We start from the raw sequence: 19,641 nt of genomic DNA, 5'->3' as shown, positions 1-19,641 counted from the left end.
GCCCCTTCGGCTGACTGCGACGACTGACTGCGACGACACCTCTATGACACACCACAGGCCCGGCAGATGTTCTGCCGGGCCTGTGGTGAAAGGACACTCGTGCCTTACTGAGCCGGGGCCTCGATGGCCTCGGAGGTCAGCAGACCCGCGTTGATCTCGCGCAGCGCGATCGAAAGCGGCTTCTCGTGGACGTGGGTGTCCACCAGCGGGCCGACGTACTCCAGCAGGCCCTCACCGAGCTGCGAGTAGTACGCGTTGATCTGGCGCGCGCGCTTGGCCGCGTAGATCACGAGACTGTACTTCGAGTCCGTGGCCTCGAGCAGCTCGTCGATCGGCGGGTTGATGATGCCCTCGGGCGCAGTAATGGAAGAGGACACGCTCTACCTTCCGAAGATGGGGTAAGACCTAGAAGTGTCGATTTCGGACCGCCCGGACCGGTTGAACACCGGTCAACGATCAGACGACATTCATCAAGGCTAGCAGCTCGCGCGCGACGTCCTCGACCGAGGTGTTGACCAGGGTGGTGTCGAACTCGGATTCGGCAGCAAGTTCGATCTTGGCGGCGCCGAGTCTGCGCTCGACGACCTCCGCCGTTTCGGTGCCCCGGCCGGTGAGCCGGCGGACCAGCTCGTCCCAGCTCGGAGGAGCCAGGAAGACCAGCTGTGCCTCGGACATGGACTCGCGTACGAGCCGTGCGCCCTGGAGGTCGATCTCCAGCAGGACCGGCTCGCCGTTCTCCAGGCGTTCCAGTACTGCGCCGCGCGGTGTGCCGTAGCGGTTGCCCGCGAACTCGGCCCACTCCAGCAGCTCGCCATTGGCGATCAGCTTGTCGAACTCGTCGTCGTTGACGAAGAAGTAGTGGACTCCGTGTCGCTCACCGGGCCGCGGCTTGCGGGTGGTGGCCGACACCGAGAGCCAGACCTCGGGGTGAACCTTGCGCATATGCGCGACGACCGTGCTCTTGCCGACCCCCGAAGGGCCGGAGAGCACGGTCAGCCGCGGACGAACCTCTGCTGCCATAGAGCGATTATCCAGCTTCTCGGGACTGCCTGAGAACGCCGGGAGAACTTCGGACGACGCCTTAGGCGGCGTTACCGCCGAACTCGCGCTCCAGAGAGGCGATCTGGTTGGAACCGAGACCTCGGACACGCCGGGACTCGGAGATGCCGAGGCGCTCCATGAGCTGCTTGGCGCGCACCTTGCCGACGCCGGGCAGGGACTCCAGGAGAGCGGAAACCTTCATCTTGCCGATGACGTCGTTCTCCTGCCCCAGCTTGATGACGTCGTGCAGGGAGGCGCCGGAGTGCTTGAGTCGATTCTTCACCTCGGCCCGCTCCCGGCGAGCCGCGGCGGCCTTTTCGAGCGCTGCTGCGCGCTGTTCAGGGGTAAGGGGCGGAAGAGCCACGCCTACGTCACCTCGGATGTCGAACTGTCGGATACGGACCAGTGAAATGCCGGAAGGCATCACACCAGGCGAGCGCCCGAACAGCGGTGGTGCTCGATCGCTGCTCGTTCACTCTGCTCGGAGACTAGCGGCCATGACCGCTCCAGTCAGCGAGAACGGACGAAAAGTCCTGGTCAGCCTCCACTGAACCGTACATCACGGACAAACCACCCCGGATTTGTCCGGTGAAAGACGTTCGAATTTCGTCAGGGAGTGCGATGAGCGAGCCCGACGGCGTCCTCGAACGCTCCGATCCCGCGTGCGGCGAGCGCCGCGCGCAGGTCGTCGCGGATCCGCAGGGGCGCGGACGGATCGTTGAACAGGGCCGTCCCCACCGCGACGCCCGAAGCCCCGGCGAGGACGAATTCGAGTGCGTCCCGGCCGGAGGCGATCCCGCCCATCCCGAGGAGGGGGACCCGCCGGACGGCGCCCGCCAGCATCGCCCCGTGGACCTGGAAGACGCAGCGGACGGCGACGGGCCGGATCGCCGGGCCGGAGAGGCCTCCGGTGACCCCGGCGAGGGCCGGGCGCATGGCGTCGGTGTCGATGGTCATCCCGAGGACGGTGTTGATCATCGACAGCCCGTCGGCGCCCGCCTCCGTACAGGCGGCCGCGATGTCCGTGATCCGCGTCACGTCGGGGGTCAGCTTGGCGTAAACGGGCAGAACGGGGCCGGCCGCCGCCTTGACCTCCCTGACCACCTCGAAGGAGGCGTCGGTGTCACAGGCGAAGACGAGACCGCGGTTCGCGACGTTGGGGCAGGAGATGTTGGCCTCGATGCCGACCACGCCGGGCTGCCCGGTCAGCCGGGCGGCCGCCTCGGCGAACTCCTCCGTACGCTCCCCCGCGACCGATACGAGCACCCGCGCCCCGCGCTCGGCCAGCCAGGGCAGCTCGTGCTCGACGAAGTGGTCGATGCCGGAGCCCTGGAGCCCGATGGAGTTCAGCATCCCGCTCGGGGTCTCGGCCATCCGGGGCGTGGCACGGCCGGAGCGGACGTACGGCATCACGGTCTTGGTGGTGATCGTGCCGAGCTCGTGCAGGGGGGTGAACCGGTGCAGCTCACGGCCGTAGCCGGCGCAGCCGGAGGCGGTGGAGACGGGGTTGGGGAGGGTGACGTGGGCGCCGAGGGGCGCGGACATGTCGACGTCTTCGGGGTGGAGGGGGCTCGGGGGGTTCACCGGTCGCCGCTCGCCTTCGGGGTCATGGCCGCCGCGCCTTCGAGGTCTTCGGGGAGTGTTCCGGCGTCGTCCCAGCGGACGGTGGTGCCGTCGAAAACGGGGCCGGATGTGCAGGAGCGAAGGAAACGGGTGACTCCGTCGGGGCCGGTGACGGGCAGGACGCAGCTCATGCAGATCCCGATCCCGCAGGCCATGGCCTCCTCGACGGCGGTGTGGCTGGCGGCTCCGGCCGCGGTGGCGATCTCCGTGACGGCCTTGAGCATGCCCATCGGGCCGCAGGAGTGGACCTCGGTGGCGCCGATCCCGTTGATGGCCTCGAGCAGGGGTCCCGTGACCCGGCCCCGACGGCCGGCGGAACCGTCGTCGGTGACCACGTACACGTGCTCGGCGAGGGCCTTGGCCCGCTCGACCCCGAACAGCCGGTCGGCGGTGGACGCGCCGAGCACGAAGGCGACCCGGCCGCCGCGGCCGAGGATCTCCTCGGCCAGGGCGAACATCGGGGCGCTGCCGTACCCGCCGGCGACGAGGACCGCGCCGACCGGGCCCTCGGGGAGCGGGAAAGGGGTGCCCAGGGGGGCGATGAGGTCCACGGCGTCGCCGGGGCGGTGCGCGGCCAGCGCCCTGGTCCCGCGGCCGGCCTCGGCGAAGACGAACTCGACGGTGCGGGTGGCGGGGTCGGCGCGGTGGATGGAGAAGGCGCGGCGGAGGAGCATCGCGGAGTCGGGGCCGCCGATGGCCAGGGCGCCGAAATGGCCGGGGCGCACTCCCGTGACGCCTGGGGCGTCGAGGACGAGGTGGCGGTACGCCCCGACGGGGTCGATGCGCCGGATGGTGGCGGCGGTCTGCACTGGGGGCACGCGGGGCGCTCCGATCGGGGGGTAGGGGGCGTAACCCCCCACCCCATGATCACCCTGCGGCCCCCTCCACCGCACCGGTCCGAAGCCCCGACCCCGCGGGTCGTACGCCCCTGCCGGCACGCCGGTTTCCCGCGCAGCGGCGCCGCCGACGGGCTACGCCGCTACGGCCGCGCGGATCTCGTCCGCGAACGCTCGGGCGGAAGCGCGCAGCGCGGCCGCGTCCGGCCCGTGCTTCAGCACGCCCCGCGACACGTTCGGGACGACATTGCGGACGGCCGCGCCGAACACCGCCGGGAGGTCCGCCGCGGTGGCGCCCTGCGCACCGATGCCGGGGGCCAGCAGCGGCCCGTTGATGTCCAGGTCGAAGGAGGACAGGTCCCCGAGGGTCGCCCCGACCACCGCTCCGAAGGAGCCCATCGGGGAGGCGTCCGCGTTCTCCGCCGCCAGGTGGGCCAGCATCGTCGCCCCGATGGTGCGGCCGTCCGACCGCACCGCCCGCTGGACCTCCGCGCCCTCCGGGTTGGAGGTCAGGGCCAGCACGAACAGACCGGCCCCCGACTCCCGCGCCAGGTCGACGGCCGGCTTCAGCGAGCCGTAGCCGAGGTACGGGGAAACCGTCAGCGCGTCCGAGAACAGCGGGGACGAGGGCGAGAGGAAGGTCTGCGCGTAGGCGGCCATCGTCGAGCCGATGTCACCGCGCTTCGCGTCCATGACGACCAGCGTGCCCGCCGCCCGCGCGTCGGCCACCGTCTGTTCCAGCACGGCGATCCCGCGCGAGCCGAACCGCTCGAAGAACGCCGCCTGCGGCTTGAAGACGGCGACCGAGTCGGCGAGCGCCTCGACCACCGTGCGGGAGAACTTCTCCAGGCCCGCGATGTCGTCGTTCAGGCCCCAGGAGGCCAGCAGGGCGGCGTGCGGGTCGATGCCGACGCACAGCGGCCCGCGGGTGTCCATCGCCTCGCGCAGCCGCGTGCCGAAGGGGATGACGGGAGTCGCAGAGGTCACAGGGCGGCCTTTCGGGTTTCCGCGCCCACCGCTTCGGCGAGCGTCGCGTACGGGCTGGCGGCCAGGCGCGCGGCCAGGCCCTTGTGGATGGCGCGGGCGTAGCAGGGGCCCTCGTAGATGAAGGCGCTGTAGCCCTGGACCAGGCTCGCGCCCGCCAGGATCCGCTGCCAGGCGTCCTCGGCGTTCTCGATGCCGCCGACGCCGACCAGGACCAGGCGGTCGCCCACGCGGGCGTACAGCCGGCGCAGGACCTCCAGCGAGCGCTCCTTGACCGGGGCGCCGGACAGGCCGCCGGTCTCCTGGACCAGCGAGGGGTCGGACTTCAGGCCGAGGCCCTCGCGGGCGATGGTCGTGTTCGTCGCGATGATGCCGTCGAGGCCCAGCTCCAGGGCCAGGTCGGCGACCGCGTCCACGTCCTCGTCCGCGAGGTCCGGGGCGATCTTGACGAGCAGCGGGACCCGCCGGTCGGTGACGACGCGGTCGGCCGCCTCGCGCACGGCGCTCAGCAGGGGGCGCAGCGACTCCGTGGCCTGGAGGTTGCGCAGGCCCGGGGTGTTCGGTGAGGAGACGTTGACGACGAGGTAGTCCGCGTGCCGGGCGAGGCGCTCGGTGGAGGCGACGTAGTCGGCGACGGCCTCCTCCTCGGGGACGACCTTCGTCTTGCCGATGTTGACGCCGACGACCGTCTTGAAGACGGGTACGCGGGCCGACAGGCGCTCGGCGACGGCCGCCGAGCCCTCGTTGTTGAAGCCCATCCGGTTGATCAGCGCGCGGTCCGGGACCAGCCGGAACAGCCGCTTCTTCGGGTTGCCGGGCTGGGCCTCGGCGGTGACGGTGCCGATCTCGATGTGGTCGAAGCCGAGCATCGACATCCCGTCGATGGCGACGGCGTTCTTGTCGAAGCCGGCCGCGAGCCCGAAGGGGCCGTGCATCCGCAGTCCGAGGGCCTCGGTGCGCAGGGACGCGTACCGGGGGGCCAGGTAGGCGGCGACGAAGGTGCGCAGCACCGGCGTGCGGGCCGCGAGGCGGATCCAGCGGAAGGCCGTGTAGTGGGCCTGCTCCGGGTCCATCCGCTTGAAGACGAGGTTGAAGAACAGTTTGTACATCGTCCGAAATATCCCTTTGGCGCTCATGAAAGGGGGGACACCGGTCGCTGTCGCCGGTGCCCCCCTTTCGTACGGGCTGCTAGTCGCGGGCCGCCGTCAGCCGCTCCGCGTGCTCCTGGAGCGAGCGGACGCCCACGTCGCCGCGGTTGAGCGCGTCGATGCCCTGGACGGCCGCGGCGAGAGCCTGGACCGTGGTGAGGCACGGGACGCCGCGCGCCACGGCGGCCGTACGGATCTCGTAGCCGTCGAGGCGGCCACCGGTGCCGTACGGGGTGTTGACGATCAGGTCGACCTGGCCGTCGTGGATGAGCTGGACGATGGTCTTCTCGCCGTCGGGGCCCTCGCCCTCGCTGAGCTTGCGCACGACGGTGGCGTTGATGCCGTTGCGGCGCAGGACCTCGGCGGTGCCGGAGGTGGCCATCAGCTCGAAGCCGTGGGCGACGAGCTCGCGCGCCGGGAAGATCATCGTGCGCTTGTCGCGGTTGGCGACGGAGATGAAGGCGCGGCCCTTGGTGGGCAGCGGGCCGTAGGCCCCGGCCTGCGACTTGGCGTACGCCGTGCCGAAGACGGAGTCGATGCCCATGACCTCGCCGGTGGAGCGCATCTCCGGGCCCAGCACGGTGTCGACGCCGCGGCCGTGGATGTCGCGGAAGCGCGACCACGGCATGACGGCCTCCTTGACCGAGATCGGCGCGTCGAGCGGCAGGGTGCCGCCGTCGCCGGTCTTGGGGAGCATGCCCTCTTCGCGGAGCTCGGCGATGGTGGTGCCGAGCGAGATGCGGGCGGCGGCCTTCGCGAGCGGGACCGCGGTCGCCTTCGAGGTGAAGGGGACGGTCCGGGAGGCGCGCGGGTTGGCCTCCAGGACGTAGAGGATGTCACCCGCCATCGCGAACTGGATGTTGATCAGGCCGCGGACGCCGACGCCCTTGGCGATGGCCTCGGTGGAGGCGCGCAGGCGCTTGATGTCGTAGCCGCCCAGCGTGATCGGGGGCAGGGCGCAGGCCGAGTCGCCGGAGTGGATGCCGGCCTCCTCGATGTGCTCCATGACGCCGCCGAGGTAGAGCTCGGTGCCGTCGTAGAGGGCGTCGACGTCGATCTCGATCGCGTCGTCGAGGAACCGGTCGACCAGCACCGGGCGGGTCGGCGAGATCTCGGTGGACTCGGCGATGTACGAGGACAGCCGGTCCTCGTCGTAGACGATCTCCATGCCGCGGCCGCCGAGCACGTACGACGGGCGTACGAGCACGGGGTAGCCGATCTCGTCGGCGATGGCCTTGGCGCCGGCGAAGGTGGTGGCGGTGCCGTGCTTGGGGGCGGGCAGGCCGGCCTCGGCGAGGACCTGGCCGAAGGCGCCGCGGTCCTCGGCTGCGTGGATGGCCTCCGGCGGGGTGCCGACGACGGGGACGCCGTTGTCCTTGAGGGCCTGGGCGAGACCCAGCGGGGTCTGGCCGCCGAGCTGGACGATGACGCCCGCGATCGGGCCGGCGAGCGACTCGGCGTGGACGATCTCCAGCACGTCTTCGAGCGTCAGCGGCTCGAAGTACAGGCGGTCGGAGGTGTCGTAGTCGGTGGAGACGGTCTCCGGGTTGCAGTTGACCATCACGGTCTCGTAGCCGGCGTCGCTGAGGGCGAAGGAGGCGTGGACGCAGGAGTAGTCGAACTCGATGCCCTGGCCGATGCGGTTCGGGCCGGAGCCCAGGATGATGACCGCGGGCTTCTCGCGCGGGGCGACCTCGGACTCCTCGTCGTACGAGGAGTAGAAGTACGGGGTCTTCGCGGCGAACTCGGCGGCGCAGGTGTCGACCGTCTTGTAGACCGGGCGGACGCCGAGCGCGTGACGGACCTCGCGGACGACGTCCTCGCGCAGGCCGCGGATCTCGGCGATCTGGCTGTCGGAGAAGCCGTGGCGCTTGGCCTCGGCGAGCAGCTCGGGGTAGAGCTTGTCGGCGGCGGCCAGCTCGTCCGCGATCTCCTTGATGAGGAAGAGCTGGTCGACGAACCAGGGGTCGATCTTCGTGTACTCGAAGACCTCTTCCTGGGTGGCGCCGGCGCGGATGGCCTGCATGACGGTGTTGATGCGGCCGTCGGTGGGGCGGACCGCGGTGGCCAGGAGTTCTTCCTTGTCGCCGGTGGGGCCGACGAAGGTGAACTGCGAGCCCTTCTTCTCCAGCGAGCGCAGGGCCTTCTGCAGGGCCTCGGTGAAGTTGCGGCCGATGGCCATGGCCTCGCCCACCGACTTCATGGTGGTGGTGAGGGTGGCGTCGGCCAGCGGGAACTTCTCGAAGGCGAAGCGCGGGGCCTTGACGACGACGTAGTCGAGGGACGGCTCGAAGGAGGCCGGCGTCTTCTCGGTGATGTCGTTGGGGACCTCGTCGAGCGTGTAGCCGATGGCCAGCTTGGCGGCGATCTTGGCGATCGGGAAGCCGGTGGCCTTCGACGCGAGCGCCGAGGAGCGCGAGACGCGCGGGTTCATCTCGATGACGATGACGCGGCCGTCGACCGGGTCGATCGCGAACTGGATGTTGCAGCCGCCGGTGTCGACGCCGACCTCGCGGATGATCGCGATGCCGATGTCGCGCAGCCGCTGGTACTCGCGATCGGTGAGGGTCATCGCCGGGGCGACGGTGATGGAGTCGCCGGTGTGGACGCCCATCGGGTCGAAGTTCTCGATGGAGCAGACGACGACGACGTTGTCCTTGGTGTCGCGCATCAGCTCCAGCTCGTACTCCTTCCAGCCGAGGATGGACTCCTCCAGGAGCACCTCGGTGGTCGGGGAGAGCATGAGGCCCTGGCCGGCGATGCGGCGCAGCTCTTCCTCGTCGTGGGCGAAGCCGGAGCCGGCGCCGCCCATGGTGAAGGAGGGGCGCACGACGACGGGGTAGCCGCCGAGGGTGTCGACGCCCTGGATGATGTCGTCCATCGTGTGGCAGATGACCGAGCGGGCGGACTCGCCGTAGCCGATCTTGGCGCGGACGGCTTCGACGACGCCCTTGAAGAGGTCGCGGTCCTCGCCCTTGTTGATCGCCTCGACGTTGGCGCCGATGAGCTCGACGTTGTACTTCTCCAGCACACCCTGCTCGTGCATGGAGATGGCGGTGTTCAGCGCGGTCTGGCCGCCGAGGGTCGGGAGCAGCGCGTCGGGGCGCTCCTTCGCGATGATCTTCTCGACGAACTCGGGGGTGATCGGCTCGACGTACGTGGCGTCGGCGATCTCCGGGTCGGTCATGATCGTGGCGGGGTTGGAGTTCACCAGGATCACCCGCAGGCCCTCGGCCTTGAGGATGCGGCAGGCCTGGGTCCCGGAGTAGTCGAACTCGGCGGCCTGGCCGATGACGATCGGGCCGGAGCCGATGACCAGGACGGACTGGATATCGGTGCGCTTAGGCACGCTCGGCCTCCATCAGATTAACGAAGCGGTCGAAGAGGTACGCGGCATCGTGCGGGCCGGCAGCCGCCTCGGGGTGGTACTGGACCGAGAAGGCCGGCTGGTCGAGCAGCTGGAGGCCTTCCACGACGTTGTCGTTGAGGCAGACGTGGGAGACCTCGGCGCGGCCGTAGGCGGTCTCCGAGACCTTGTCGAGGGGCGCGTCCACGGCGAAGCCGTGGTTGTGCGCGGTGATCTCGACCTTGCCGGTGGTGCGGTCCTGCACCGGCTGGTTGATGCCGCGGTGGCCGTACTTCAGCTTGTAGGTGCCGAAGCCGAGCGCGCGGCCCAGGATCTGGTTGCCGAAGCAGATGCCGAAGAGCGGGGTCTTGCGGGCGAGGACGCCCTGCATGACGGAGACCGCGTGGTCGGCGGTGGCCGGGTCGCCCGGGCCGTTGGAGAAGAACACGCCGTCGGGGGCGACCGCGTACACGTCCTCGACGGAGGCCGTGGCGGGGAGTACGTGCACCTCGATGCCGCGCTCGGCCATCCGGTGCGGGGTCATGCCCTTGATGCCGAGGTCCACGGCGGCGACGGTGAACTTCTTCTCACCGATCGCGGGGACGACGTACGCCTCCTTGGTGGAGACCTCGGCGGAGAGGTCGGCGCCCTTCATCTGCGGGGCGGCCTGGACCTTGGCCAGCAGCGCCTCGTCGCGGACGCCCTCCCAGGCCTCGCCCGAGAAGATGCCGACGCGCATGGCACCGCGCTCGCGCAGGTGGCGGGTCAGGGCGCGGGTGTCGATGCCGGAGATCCCGACGACGCCCTGCTTGACGAGCTCCTCGTCCAGCGAGCGCACGGAGCGCCAGTTGGAGGGGACGCGGGCGGGGTCGCGTACGACGTAGCCGGCGACCCAGATGCGGGAGGACTCGGGGTCCTCGTCGTTGACGCCGGTGTTGCCCACGTGCGGGGCGGTCATCACGACGACCTGCCGGTGGTACGACGGGTCGGTGAGGGTCTCCTGGTAGCCGGTCATGCCGGTGGAGAACACGGCCTCGCCGAAGGTCTCCCCCACAGCGCCGTAGGCGCGGCCGCGGAAGATCCGACCGTCCTCCAGGACGAGTACGGCGGGAGCTTTGGCTGCTCCCCTGGTGGAGGTCGTCATCGTTCGGCGCCTTCCGTCGTGGTGATTGAGTGGTTCATGTCGTTGATCGCTTCGACCCATGCGGCGTGTTCCGCCGCGCGGTCGGAGCGGAATCCGGAGTCGATCAGCCTGTCGCCGTGCGCCCATGTGACGACGAGGAGACCGCCCTCGGTGAGTACCTTGCCCGCGATTCCCTTGTCGAGGCGGGCGCCGCGCAGCTGCGCGGCCGGTACGAAGAAGTCGGTGGCACCCGGACGGACCACGTCGAGGCCCGCGTCGGTGAGCGCGAGCTCGACCCGGCTGCGGACGCCCAGTCCGTGGGCGACGATCCGGTCGAGCCACTGCCCGGCGGTGGTGGACCCGTGGTACCGGCCGGTCAGGGCCAGCCGGTGCTCGGGGAGACCGCCGGGGGCGACGGGCAGCTCCGGCAGATCGCTCTGCAGGGTGCCGCGCCATTTCCAGCCCTGCCGCATCAGCCAGTACACGAAGGCGATGAAGACCAGCAGGCCGATCACCCACGCGATGCGGGCGCCCCAGTCCGTCACCTCCGCCGACTGTCGCTCGGCGGCCTCGGCGGCCAGTTGGATTACTGCAGGTGTCACGCCAGCGTCCCGTCCACGACCGTTGCCCGGCCCCGCAGGAAGGTGTGAGTCACGCGCCCCGGCAGCTCACGGCCCTCGTAAGGCGTGTTGCGGCTGCGGGAGGCGAAGTGTGCGGGGTCCACGACACCACGGTACGAGGTATCGACCAAGGTCAGGTTCGCGGGTTCACCTGCCGAGACGGGGCGTCCGTGGTTCGGGAGGCCGCCGATGCGCGCCGGGGCGAAGGACATCCGCTCGGCGACGCCGGCCCAGTCGAGCAGTCCGGTCTCCACCATCGTCTGCTGGACGACGGAGAGCGCGGTCTCCAGGCCCACCATGCCCATGGCCGCGGCGGCCCACTCGCAGTCCTTGTCCTCGTGCGGGTGCGGGGCGTGGTCGGTGGCGACGATGTCGATCGTGCCGTCGGCGAGCGCCTCGCGCAGGGCCAGCACGTCGGCCTCGGTGCGCAGCGGCGGGTTGACCTTGTAGACCGGGTTGTACGAGCGCACGAGCTCGTCGGTGAGGAGCAGGTGGTGCGGGGTGACCTCGGCGGTGACGTCGATGCCGCGGGACTTGGCCCAGCGGATGATCTCGACGGAGCCGGCGGTGGAGAGGTGGCAGATGTGGACGCGGGAGCCGACGTGCTCGGCGAGCAGGACGTCGCGGGCGATCACCGATTCCTCGGCGACGGCCGGCCAGCCGCCGAGGCCGAGCTCTGCGGAGACGATGCCCTCGTTCATCTGGGCGCCCTCGGTGAGGCGGGGCTCCTGGGCGTGCTGGGCGACGACGCCGCCGAAGGCCTTCACGTACTCCAGGGCGCGGCGCATGATGACCGCGTCGTCCACGCACTTGCCGTCGTCGGAGAAGACGGTGACGCGGGCGGCCGACTCGTGCATGGCGCCCAGCTCGGAGAGCTGCTTGCCCTCCAGGCCGACGGTGACGGCGCCGATGGGCTGGACGTCGCAGTAGCCGGACTCCTTGCCCAGGCGCCACACCTGCTCGACGACGCCGGCGGTGTCGGCGACGGGGAAGGTGTTGGCCATGGCGAAGACGGCGGTGTAGCCGCCGGAGGCGGCGGCGCGGGTGCCGGTGAGGACCGTCTCGGAGTCCTCGCGGCCGGGCTCGCGCAGGTGGGTGTGGAGGTCGACGAGGCCAGGGAGGAGGACCTGGCCCGCGGCCTCGATGACGGTCGCGTCGCCGGCATCGAGGCCGGTGCCCACGGCGGCGATCGTCTCGCCGTCGATCAGGACGTCCTGGACGTCGCCACCGAGTACCTTCGCGCCACGGATAAGGATCTTGCTCATCTTTACTTGCTCTCCTCGGTGCGGGGCGTACTGGTGGTGGTGACGGCGGGCTCGGAGCCTCCGAGCAGCAGGTACAGGACGGCCATGCGGATCGAGACGCCGTTGGTGACCTGCTCGATGACCGTGCAGCGGTCGGAGTCGGCGACCTCGGCGGTGATCTCCATGCCGCGGACCATCGGGCCGGGGTGCATGACGATGGCGTGCTCGGGCATGCGGGCCATCCTGGCGCCGTCCAGGCCGTAGCGGCGGGAGTACTCGCGCTCGGTGGGGAAGAAGGCGGCGTTCATCCGCTCTCGCTGCACCCGCAGCATCATCACGGCGTCGGACTTCGGCAGCACCTCGTCCAGGCTGTACGAGATCTCGCACGGCCAGGCCTCGACGCCGACGGGCACCAGGGTGGGCGGGGCCACCAGGGTGACCTGGGCTCCGAGGGTGTGGAGCAGCTGGACGTTGGAGCGGGCGACCCGGCTGTGCAGGACGTCGCCGACGATGGTGATCCGGCGGCCGTTCAGGTCCTTGCCGAGCCCGGCGTCCTTGCCGACCAGGCGGCGGCGCATGGTGAAGGCGTCGAGCAGGGCCTGGGTGGGGTGCTCGTGGGTGCCGTCGCCGGCGTTGATCACCGGTGCGTCGATCCAGCCGGAGGTGGCGAGGCGGTAGGGGGCGCCGGAGGCGTGGTGGCGGATGACGACCGCGTCCACGCCCATGGCCTCGAGGGTCTGGGCGGTGTCCTTGAGGGACTCGCCCTTGGAGACGCTGGAGCCCTTGGCCGCGAAGTTGATGACATCGGCGGAGAGGCGCTTCTCGGCGGCCTCGAAGGAGATCCGGGTCCGGGTCGAGTCCTCGAAGAAGAGGTTGCAGATCGTGCGGCCGCGCAGGGTGGGCAGCTTCTTGATCGGCCGGTCCGCGACTCGGGCCATCTCCTCGGCGGTGTCGAGGATCAGGACCGCGTCGTCGCGCGTGAGATCGGCGGCCGAGATGAGGTGGCGCTTCATCCGGGTGCTCCGTAAGTCGTTGAGTTCAAAGCCGTGGTGAGGTCAATGCCGTGGAAGGTCGAAACCGTGGTGAGGCCGAAACCGTGGGAGGGCAGACGGGCTGGCTGGGGGTGCGGGCAGGGCGGACCCCGGCGCGGACCCCGAGGGCCCGGCCACCGGCGGGGGCTACTGCCCGACGGCTGCCCGGTCGGTCCGCTGGCCGAGCAGCACGGCGTCGCGGCCGTCCTCCTCCTGGACCTGGACCTGGACGTTCTCCCGCAGCGACGTGGGGAGGTTCTTGCCGACGTAGTCGGCGCGGATCGGCAGTTCGCGGTGGCCGCGGTCGACGAGGACCGCGAGCTGCACCGCGCGGGGGCGGCCGAGGTCGCCGAGGGCGTCGAGGGCGGCCCGGATGGTGCGGCCGGAGAAGAGAACGTCGTCGACGAGGACGACCAGGCGGCCGTCGATGTCGTCGCCGGGAATCTCGGTGCGGCCGATCGCCCGGGCGGGCTTCATCCGCAGGTCGTCGCGGTACATGGTGATGTCGAGGGAGCCGACCGGGATCTTCACACCGGTGATCTCTTCGAGCTTGGCGGCCAGCCGGCGGGCGAGGAAAACGCCGCGGGTGGGAATGCCGAGGAGCACCACATCATCGGCACCCTTGGCGCGTTCGACGATTTCGTGGGCGATACGGGTCAGAACACGGGCGATGTCCTGCGCTTCGAGAACGGGGCGCATGACTTCGGCGGCGGCCTTCTGATCCTGCTGGTCGTACTGGTCCTGCTGAGTGTCCATGAAAAGGACCTCCTTCTCCGCCTCACGGGACGGACCTTAAAGGACGTCGGATCTACGCGTTCCACGGTACCAGGGGGATTCCCGCGACCCGACATCGGGGCAGCCCAGGACCCCTCTTACGTGGGCGTCGGACACCATTCGGCTTGACGCATCCAAGTAACGCTGCGTAACCTCACAGTGAGTTACCAGCCGCGCGGCGGAGCCGCACGTGGTCATGTCGTCACAGCGTCCGGGAGCGTTATGTCCAGCGAATACGCCAAACAGCTCGGGGCCAAGCTCCGCGCCATCCGCACCCAGCAGGGCCTTTCCCTCCACGGTGTCGAGGAGAAGTCCCAGGGCCGGTGGAAGGCCGTGGTGGTCGGTTCTTACGAGCGCGGAGACCGCGCCGTGACCGTCCAGCGTCTCGCCGAGCTGGCGGACTTCTACGGGGTGCCCGTGCAGGAACTGCTGCCCGGTACGACCCCCGGCGGAGCGGCCGAGCCGCCGCCGAAGCTGCGCCTGGACCTGGAGCGCCTCGCCCACGTCCCCGCCGAGAAGGCCGGCCCGCTGCAGCGTTACGCGGCGACCATCCAGAGCCAGCGCGGCGACTACAACGGCAAGGTGCTCTCGATCCGCCAGGACGACCTGCGCACCCTCGCCGTCATCTACGACCAGTCGCCCTCGGTCCTGACCGAGCAGCTCATCAGCTGGGGCGTGCTGGACGCGGACGCGCGTCGCGCGGTGGCGCACGAGGACATCTAGTCCCCGAGTCCTCCGAGGCCTCAGCAGAAACGTTTACCGGTGGGTGCCGGGAGCCGACAGGCTCCCGGCACCCACCGGTTTTTTCATGCCGGCCCGGCCCGCGACGACGGAGGGCCCGCAGCGCGCGTGCGCTGCGGGCCCTCCGTTCACGCCGTACCGGCGGCGCCAATCAGCTCTCGCTGCGGCGCAGCTTCGGCTTGAGGTCCTTGAAGCGGCCGAGCAGCCCGTTCACGAACGAGGGCGACTCGTCCGTGGAGAACTCCTTGGCCAGCTCGACGGCCTCGTCGATGGCCACGGCGTCCGGGGTGCCGTCGTCCCAGATCAGCTCGTAGGCACCGAGGCGCACGATGTTCCGGTCCACGACCGGCATGCGGTCGAGGTCCCAGTCCACGGCGTAGGTGGCGATCAGATCGTCGATGCGGTCCACCTTGTCGGCGTACCCCTCGACGAGTTCCATGGTGAACTCGTTCACCGCGGGCTGACGGTCGGTGTCCGACCGCGAGTGGCGGACCCAGTCCGCGAGGACCTCGCGCACGGAGACCCCGCGCTGGTCGGCCTCGAACAGGATCTGGAAAGCGCGCTTGCGCGCGTTGCTCCGGGCAGCCACGGTTAGCTGTTCACCCGGCCGAGGTAGTCGCTGGTGCGGGTGTCGACCTTGATCTTCTCGCCGGTGTTGATGAAGAGCGGGACCTGGATCTCGTGGCCCGTCTCCAGCGTCGCCGGCTTGGTGCCACCGGTGGAGCGGTCGCCCTGGACGCCCGGGTCGGTGTGCTGGATGGTCAGCTCGACGGCGGCCGGGAGCTCGACGTAGAGCACCTCGCCCTCGTGGCGGGCCACGGAGGCGGTGAAGCCCTCGATCAGGAAGTTGGCGGCGTCACCGACGGCCTTCTTGTCGACCATCAGCTGGTCGAAGTCCTCCATGTCCATGAAGACGAAGTACTCGCCGTCCATGTAGGAGAACTGCATGTCGCGGCGGTCGATGGTGGCCGTCTCGACCTTGGTGCCGGCGTTGAACGTCTTGTCGACGACCTTGCCGGACATGACGCTCTTCAGCTTGGTGCGCACGAAGGCCGGGCCCTTGCCGGGCTTGACGTGCTGGAACTCGACGACGGACCAGAGCTGGCCCCCGTCGAGCTTCAGCACCATGCCGTTCTTGAGGTCGTTCGTGGAAGCCACGGTGTGGGAATCTCCTGCACTGGAAGACCACGGGTGCGCGCACAGCCCGCCGACGCGGGCTAGAGCGCGAGCAGCTCCTTGGTCGTAATGGTGAGTAGCTCGGGACCGCCGTCCGCCTCGGGGCGTACGACGAGCGTGTCATCGATCCGGACACCACCCCGGCCAGGGAGGTGAACCCCCGGTTCGACGGTGACCGGCACGCAAGCGTCCAGTTTACCCATGGCCGTAGGTGCAAGCTGCGGGTCCTCGTCGATTTCGAGACCGACTCCGTGTCCGGTCCACGCCGCGAGGGCCTCGCCGTGACCTGCGGAGTCGAGGACGGAGCGGGCCGCGTGATCCACATCGCGGTACGCGGCCCCGGGCAGCAGGGCCTCCCGGCCCGCCCGCTGGGCGGCGAAGACCAGGTCGTAGAGCTCGATCTGCCAGTCGGCCGGGGTCGTGCCGATCACGAAGGTGCGGCCGATCTCGCAGCGGTAGCCCCGGTAGTTCGCGCCGAGGCAGACGGAGAGGAAATCACCCTCCTCGACCCGCCTGTCCGAGGGCCGGTGCCGGGAGCGGCCGGAATGCGGCCCGGTGCCGACGGAGGTCGGGAAGGCCGGGCCGTCGGCCCCGTGGTCCACGAGCCGGCGTTCCAGCTCCAGGGCGAGGTGCCGTTCGGTGCGGCCCACCAGGATCGATTCCAGCAGCTCCCCGAGGGCCTGGTCGGCGATCTCGGCGGCGATCCGCAGGCAGGCGATCTCCTCCTCGTCCTTGACGAGGCGCTGCTGTTCCACGGCGGTCCCCAGGTCCGCCAGGCGCAGCCCCGGCGCCACCGAGCCCAGGGCGCGGTGCCGGCCGACGGTGAGGTGGTGTTCCTCGACGGCGAGGGAATCGGCGCGGGCGAGGAATGCCGCGTCGGCCGCCGCGACGGCGGGATCGGCGCCGGGGCCGGCCAGCACGGAGAGCCGCAGGTGCTCGTCGAGCCGTCCCTCTTCGGCCTCCCCGGTGGGCTGTCCGGCGCAGAACAGCATGTCCTCGCCGCCCGGACCGACCAGCAGGACGGCACCCAGCGGCGACGCCCCGGAGAGGTAACGGACGTTCGCCGGACGCGTGATGAGTGCGGCGGCGTTTCCGGCGGCCGCACAGCGGTCGCGAAGCAGGCCCCGGCGGGCCGCGTACACGTCTGACATGTTTCCGAGCCTACGAGCGCTGCGCCCATCCGGCCCGGTGAGCGCAGCCGTACGGGGCCGGACCGGACCGGCGGGCACCGCGGGCAGGGGTCCGCCAAACCGATTCCGCAGGCCGATTCCGCAGGCCGATTCCCCCTACGGATTCGGTGGGACGATTCAGTAGGCCGGCTGCGAGATGACGCGGGCCAGGGTCTCGTCCAGGGCGCGTGCGGTGCCCTCGACGTCGAGGTGGGAGTTGTCGATGATCGGCAGCCCGGATCCGTACCAGCCGGCCATCCGGCCGTGGATCCGCGCGACCTCCTCGTCGGAGAGGCGCCGGTTCCCCGAGCGGGCGGCATTGCGCTCCAGGACGATCTCCAGGCCGGGCAGCAGCACGACCGGCAGGAGCGCGGGCCCCACATGGCGCTTCCAGCCGCCGAGGCCCACCACCGGCCGGTCCGGGAACACGGCGTCGTCGAGGATGCAGGAGATCCCGTTGGCCAGGAAGTTCCGGGCGGCGAACCCGCAGGTGCGACGGGCGAGGCGGTACTGCGCCTCGGAGTGGTCGTTCCAGCCGGCCTGCGGATCCGCGAAGCCGGAGCACACCCATTCCCGTACGTCGTCCAGGCTGATGTGCGCGGTGGGGACGGGCCGGGTGCCGGCCCAGTGGCGGGCCACCGTGGTCTTGCCGGCACCCGCGGGGCCGATCAGCAGGACCGCGAGGGTGGCGCCGCCGGTGCCGGGGGCGACGGGCGGCAGCGGGACGTGCCCGGTGAAGCCGTCCGGCGGACCCGGCGCGGTCCGGGGCGCCGCGGGCGGGGAGGGCAGGGGCGGCACGGGAGGCGCGGGCCGGCCCGTCACCGGCGCTGCCGACGGCTGCGCGGGCGCCGCCGGGTGTCGACTCTCCGGCGGCTCCCAGCCCCCGTCTCCCACTCCTTGGTGCATCCGCTGCCACTCCGTCTCGTTCCATCACGACTGATACGAGAACGTTATATGACCCCGGAGGCTCGCCGGGTCACGCGATGGTCGCGAGGAGGCCGGCCCCGGCCGGTTCGGGCCGGTTCGCACCGGCCCGCACCCGGTTCAGGCCGTGACCTCGCCGAAGGCCGCCACGAGGACGGCCGGGTCGGGACCCTCCAGGACGGTCGGCTTGGCCAGCCCGTCCAGGACGATGAAGCGGAGCAGGTCCCCGCGGGACTTCTTGTCGAGCTTCATCGTCTCCAGCAGCTTGGGCCACTGGTCGCCGTGGTAGGTCAGCGGCAGCCCCACCGAAGCCAGGACGGCCTTGTGCCGGTCGGCCGTCGCGTCGTCGAGCCGGCCCGCGAGCCGGCCGAGTTCGGCGGCGAAGACCATGCCGATCGAAACGGCCGCGCCGTGGCGCCACTTGTAGCGCTCGTTCTTCTCGATGGCGTGCGCGAGGGTGTGCCCGTAGTTGAGGATCTCCCGCAGGCCCGACTCCTTGAGGTCGCTGGAGACCACGTCGGCCTTGACCTGGATGGAGCGGCAGATCAGCTCGGCCGTGTGCGGTCCGTCGGGCGTGCGCGCCGCCGCGGGGTCCGCCTCGATCAGGTCGAGGATCACCGGGTCGGAGATGAATCCGGCCTTGATGATCTCGGCGAGACCGCTGACGTAGTCGTTGACCGGCAGCGAGTCCAGCGCCGCCAGGTCGCAGAGCACACCGGCCGGCGGGTGGAAGGCGCCGACGAGGTTCTTGCCCTCGGCGGTGTTGATGCCGGTCTTGCCGCCGACGGCCGCGTCCACCATCGCCAGGATGGTGGTCGGGACGGCGATCCACCGCACCCCGCGCAGCCAGGAGGCCGCTACGAAGCCCGCGAGGTCGGTGGTGGATCCCCCGCCGACGCCGACGACGACGTCGCTGCGGGTGAAGCCGGACTGTCCCAGCGCCTTCCAGCAGTACGCCGCCACCTCGGCCGTCTTGGCCTCCTCGGCGTTCGGCACCTGGATGGCGACGGCCTCGTAGCCCTGCGCGGCGAGGTCGTCCCGCAGCGCCTCACCGGTCGAGGCGAGGGCCTCGGGGTGGATGACGGCGACCCGCTGGGCCTTCGTACCGATCAGGGAGCCGAGCTCGCCGAGCAACTGCCGGCCGACCAACACGTCGTACGCGTCGTGCCCCGCGCTCGCGCCGACCTGGATCCGCGTCACCTGGTCTGTCATGCGTTCTTCAACTCCAGAGCCTCGAGGACCGCCTGGGCGACCTCTTCGGGGGTGCGGGCGTCCGTGGCCACCACGACGCGCGCGACTTCGGTGTACAGGGGGCGCCGGGCCTCCATCAGCTCGCGCCACTGGCGGCGCGGGTTGACGGCGAGCAGCGGGCGCGCGGCGCCGAGGCCCACGCGCTTGACGGCTTCCTCGACGTCCATCGAGAGGTAGGCGACGGGCAGCCCGGCCAGCAGCTCGCGCGTCGTCTCGTCGAGGACGGCGCCGCCGCCCAGGGCGAGGACCCCCTCGTGGCCGGCGACGGCGGCGGCGACCGCCTCCCGCTCCAGCTCACGGAAGTGGGGCTCGCCCTCGTCGATGAAGATGTCGGAGATCTCCCGGCCCTGGGCCGCGACGATGTCGGCGTCGGTGTCCCGGTAGGAAACTCCGAGCCGCTGGGCGATCAGCTCGCCCACGGTGGACTTGCCGGACCCCATGGGGCCCACGAGGACCACCAGGGGTCCGGTCGCGCGGCCGCCGGTCACCGGATCTGCAGGTTGTCGAGGTACGAGCGGACGTTGCGGCGGGTCTCGGGGACCGAGTCGCCACCGAACTTCTCCACGACCGCGTCGGCCAGCACCAGAGCCACCATCGCCTCCGCGACGAT

General features: G+C 70.7%; 20 protein-coding genes and 1 pseudogene. 1 reads left to right on the top strand and 20 read right to left on the bottom strand.

The annotated features are described in order from the left end of the window. Window positions 1–104: 104 nt before the first annotated feature. From rpoZ to pyrR, 13 genes are all read right to left on the bottom strand, one after another. On the bottom strand, window positions 105–377 hold the full coding sequence (gene rpoZ / locus ACIQV3_RS21900; RefSeq protein WP_004948662.1) for a DNA-directed RNA polymerase subunit omega: 273 nt from the start codon (window positions 375–377) through the stop codon (window positions 105–107). A 79-nt stretch (window positions 378–456) separates the two neighbouring features. Next, the gene (gmk, locus tag ACIQV3_RS21895) at window positions 457–1,020 is read right to left on the bottom strand and encodes a guanylate kinase (RefSeq protein ID WP_243334346.1); all 564 of its coding nucleotides are present in this window, start codon (window positions 1,018–1,020) and stop codon (window positions 457–459) included. Between the two features lie 61 nt (window positions 1,021–1,081). Further along, window positions 1,082–1,405, bottom strand: coding sequence for an integration host factor, actinobacterial type (mihF, locus tag ACIQV3_RS21890; RefSeq protein ID WP_243334344.1), 324 nt, complete (start codon window positions 1,403–1,405; stop codon window positions 1,082–1,084). Window positions 1,406–1,650: 245 nt separating this feature from the next. Then, window positions 1,651–2,625 (bottom strand): dihydroorotate dehydrogenase, encoded by a 975-nt coding sequence (locus tag ACIQV3_RS21885; RefSeq protein WP_403714173.1) that lies wholly within the window; start codon window positions 2,623–2,625, stop codon window positions 1,651–1,653. After that, the gene (locus ACIQV3_RS21880; RefSeq protein WP_403714171.1) at window positions 2,622–3,482 is read right to left on the bottom strand and encodes a dihydroorotate dehydrogenase electron transfer subunit; all 861 of its coding nucleotides are present in this window, start codon (window positions 3,480–3,482) and stop codon (window positions 2,622–2,624) included. The genes ACIQV3_RS21885 and ACIQV3_RS21880 overlap by 4 nt, the downstream gene beginning before the upstream one ends. Window positions 3,483–3,635: 153 nt before the next feature. Then, window positions 3,636–4,487 (bottom strand): orotidine-5'-phosphate decarboxylase, encoded by an 852-nt coding sequence (pyrF, locus tag ACIQV3_RS21875; protein ID WP_403714169.1) that lies wholly within the window; start codon window positions 4,485–4,487, stop codon window positions 3,636–3,638. Beyond that, window positions 4,484–5,593, bottom strand: a complete 1,110-nt coding sequence (locus ACIQV3_RS21870) for a quinone-dependent dihydroorotate dehydrogenase (protein WP_403714167.1) — start codon at window positions 5,591–5,593, stop codon at window positions 4,484–4,486. The genes pyrF and ACIQV3_RS21870 overlap by 4 nt, the downstream gene beginning before the upstream one ends. Before the next feature lie 79 nt (window positions 5,594–5,672). After that, window positions 5,673–8,981 (bottom strand): carbamoyl-phosphate synthase large subunit, encoded by a 3,309-nt coding sequence (gene carB / locus ACIQV3_RS21865; protein WP_403714165.1) that lies wholly within the window; start codon window positions 8,979–8,981, stop codon window positions 5,673–5,675. After that, window positions 8,974–10,122: a glutamine-hydrolyzing carbamoyl-phosphate synthase small subunit gene (gene carA / locus ACIQV3_RS21860; protein WP_403714163.1), complete on the bottom strand. Its 1,149-nt coding sequence runs from the start codon at window positions 10,120–10,122 to the stop codon at window positions 8,974–8,976. Before carA ends, carB begins: the two co-directional genes overlap by 8 nt. Beyond that, entirely contained in the window at window positions 10,119–10,703 is a 585-nt protein-coding gene (locus tag ACIQV3_RS21855; RefSeq protein ID WP_403714161.1) for a hypothetical protein, read from the bottom strand. The genes carA and ACIQV3_RS21855 overlap by 4 nt, the downstream gene beginning before the upstream one ends. Further along, complete coding sequence (locus ACIQV3_RS21850; RefSeq protein WP_403714160.1) at window positions 10,700–11,986, bottom strand: dihydroorotase; 1,287 nt, start codon at window positions 11,984–11,986, stop codon at window positions 10,700–10,702. Before ACIQV3_RS21850 ends, ACIQV3_RS21855 begins: the two co-directional genes overlap by 4 nt. Before the next feature lie 2 nt (window positions 11,987–11,988). Continuing rightward, window positions 11,989–12,978 (bottom strand): aspartate carbamoyltransferase catalytic subunit, encoded by a 990-nt coding sequence (locus ACIQV3_RS21845; protein WP_403714158.1) that lies wholly within the window; start codon window positions 12,976–12,978, stop codon window positions 11,989–11,991. 165 nt (window positions 12,979–13,143) lie between these two features. Further along, window positions 13,144–13,752, bottom strand: coding sequence for a bifunctional pyr operon transcriptional regulator/uracil phosphoribosyltransferase PyrR (gene pyrR, locus ACIQV3_RS21840; RefSeq protein ID WP_403714156.1), 609 nt, complete (start codon window positions 13,750–13,752; stop codon window positions 13,144–13,146). 240 nt (window positions 13,753–13,992) lie between these two features. On the opposite strand from pyrR, the gene bldD reads away from it, so the two are divergent. After that, window positions 13,993–14,493: a transcriptional regulator BldD gene (gene bldD, locus ACIQV3_RS21835; RefSeq protein WP_069929708.1), complete on the top strand. Its 501-nt coding sequence runs from the start codon at window positions 13,993–13,995 to the stop codon at window positions 14,491–14,493. 169 nt (window positions 14,494–14,662) lie between these two features. On the opposite strand, the gene nusB is transcribed toward bldD, so the two are convergent. From nusB to ACIQV3_RS21800, 7 genes and pseudogenes are all read right to left on the bottom strand, one after another. Continuing rightward, a complete protein-coding gene (gene nusB / locus ACIQV3_RS21830; RefSeq protein ID WP_403714154.1) occupies window positions 14,663–15,100 on the bottom strand; it encodes a transcription antitermination factor NusB in 438 nt (145 codons plus the stop codon). 2 nt (window positions 15,101–15,102) lie between these two features. Beyond that, window positions 15,103–15,669, bottom strand: coding sequence for an elongation factor P (gene efp / locus ACIQV3_RS21825; protein ID WP_389697108.1), 567 nt, complete (start codon window positions 15,667–15,669; stop codon window positions 15,103–15,105). Window positions 15,670–15,728: 59 nt separating this feature from the next. Further along, window positions 15,729–16,838, bottom strand: coding sequence for a M24 family metallopeptidase (locus ACIQV3_RS21820; protein ID WP_403714152.1), 1,110 nt, complete (start codon window positions 16,836–16,838; stop codon window positions 15,729–15,731). A 156-nt stretch (window positions 16,839–16,994) separates the two neighbouring features. Further along, window positions 16,995–17,762, bottom strand: coding sequence for an AAA family ATPase (locus tag ACIQV3_RS21815; protein WP_403714151.1), 768 nt, complete (start codon window positions 17,760–17,762; stop codon window positions 16,995–16,997). Window positions 17,763–17,900: 138 nt separating this feature from the next. Further along, a complete protein-coding gene (aroB, locus tag ACIQV3_RS21810) occupies window positions 17,901–18,992 on the bottom strand; it encodes a 3-dehydroquinate synthase (RefSeq protein ID WP_403714149.1) in 1,092 nt (363 codons plus the stop codon). Beyond that, entirely contained in the window at window positions 18,989–19,471 is a 483-nt protein-coding gene (locus tag ACIQV3_RS21805; RefSeq protein WP_403714592.1) for a shikimate kinase, read from the bottom strand. Before ACIQV3_RS21805 ends, aroB begins: the two co-directional genes overlap by 4 nt. A gap of 44 nt (window positions 19,472–19,515) precedes the next feature. Further along, window positions 19,516–19,641, bottom strand: a pseudogene (locus ACIQV3_RS21800) (chorismate synthase); the annotation flags it as partial.

It is taken from the genome of Streptomyces sp. NPDC099050, from assembly GCF_044759865.1.
Classification (GTDB): domain Bacteria; phylum Actinomycetota; class Actinomycetes; order Streptomycetales; family Streptomycetaceae; genus Streptomyces.
The sequence above is the reverse complement of the archived record's forward strand: the minus strand, read 5'-3'. Positions and strand labels throughout refer to the sequence as shown.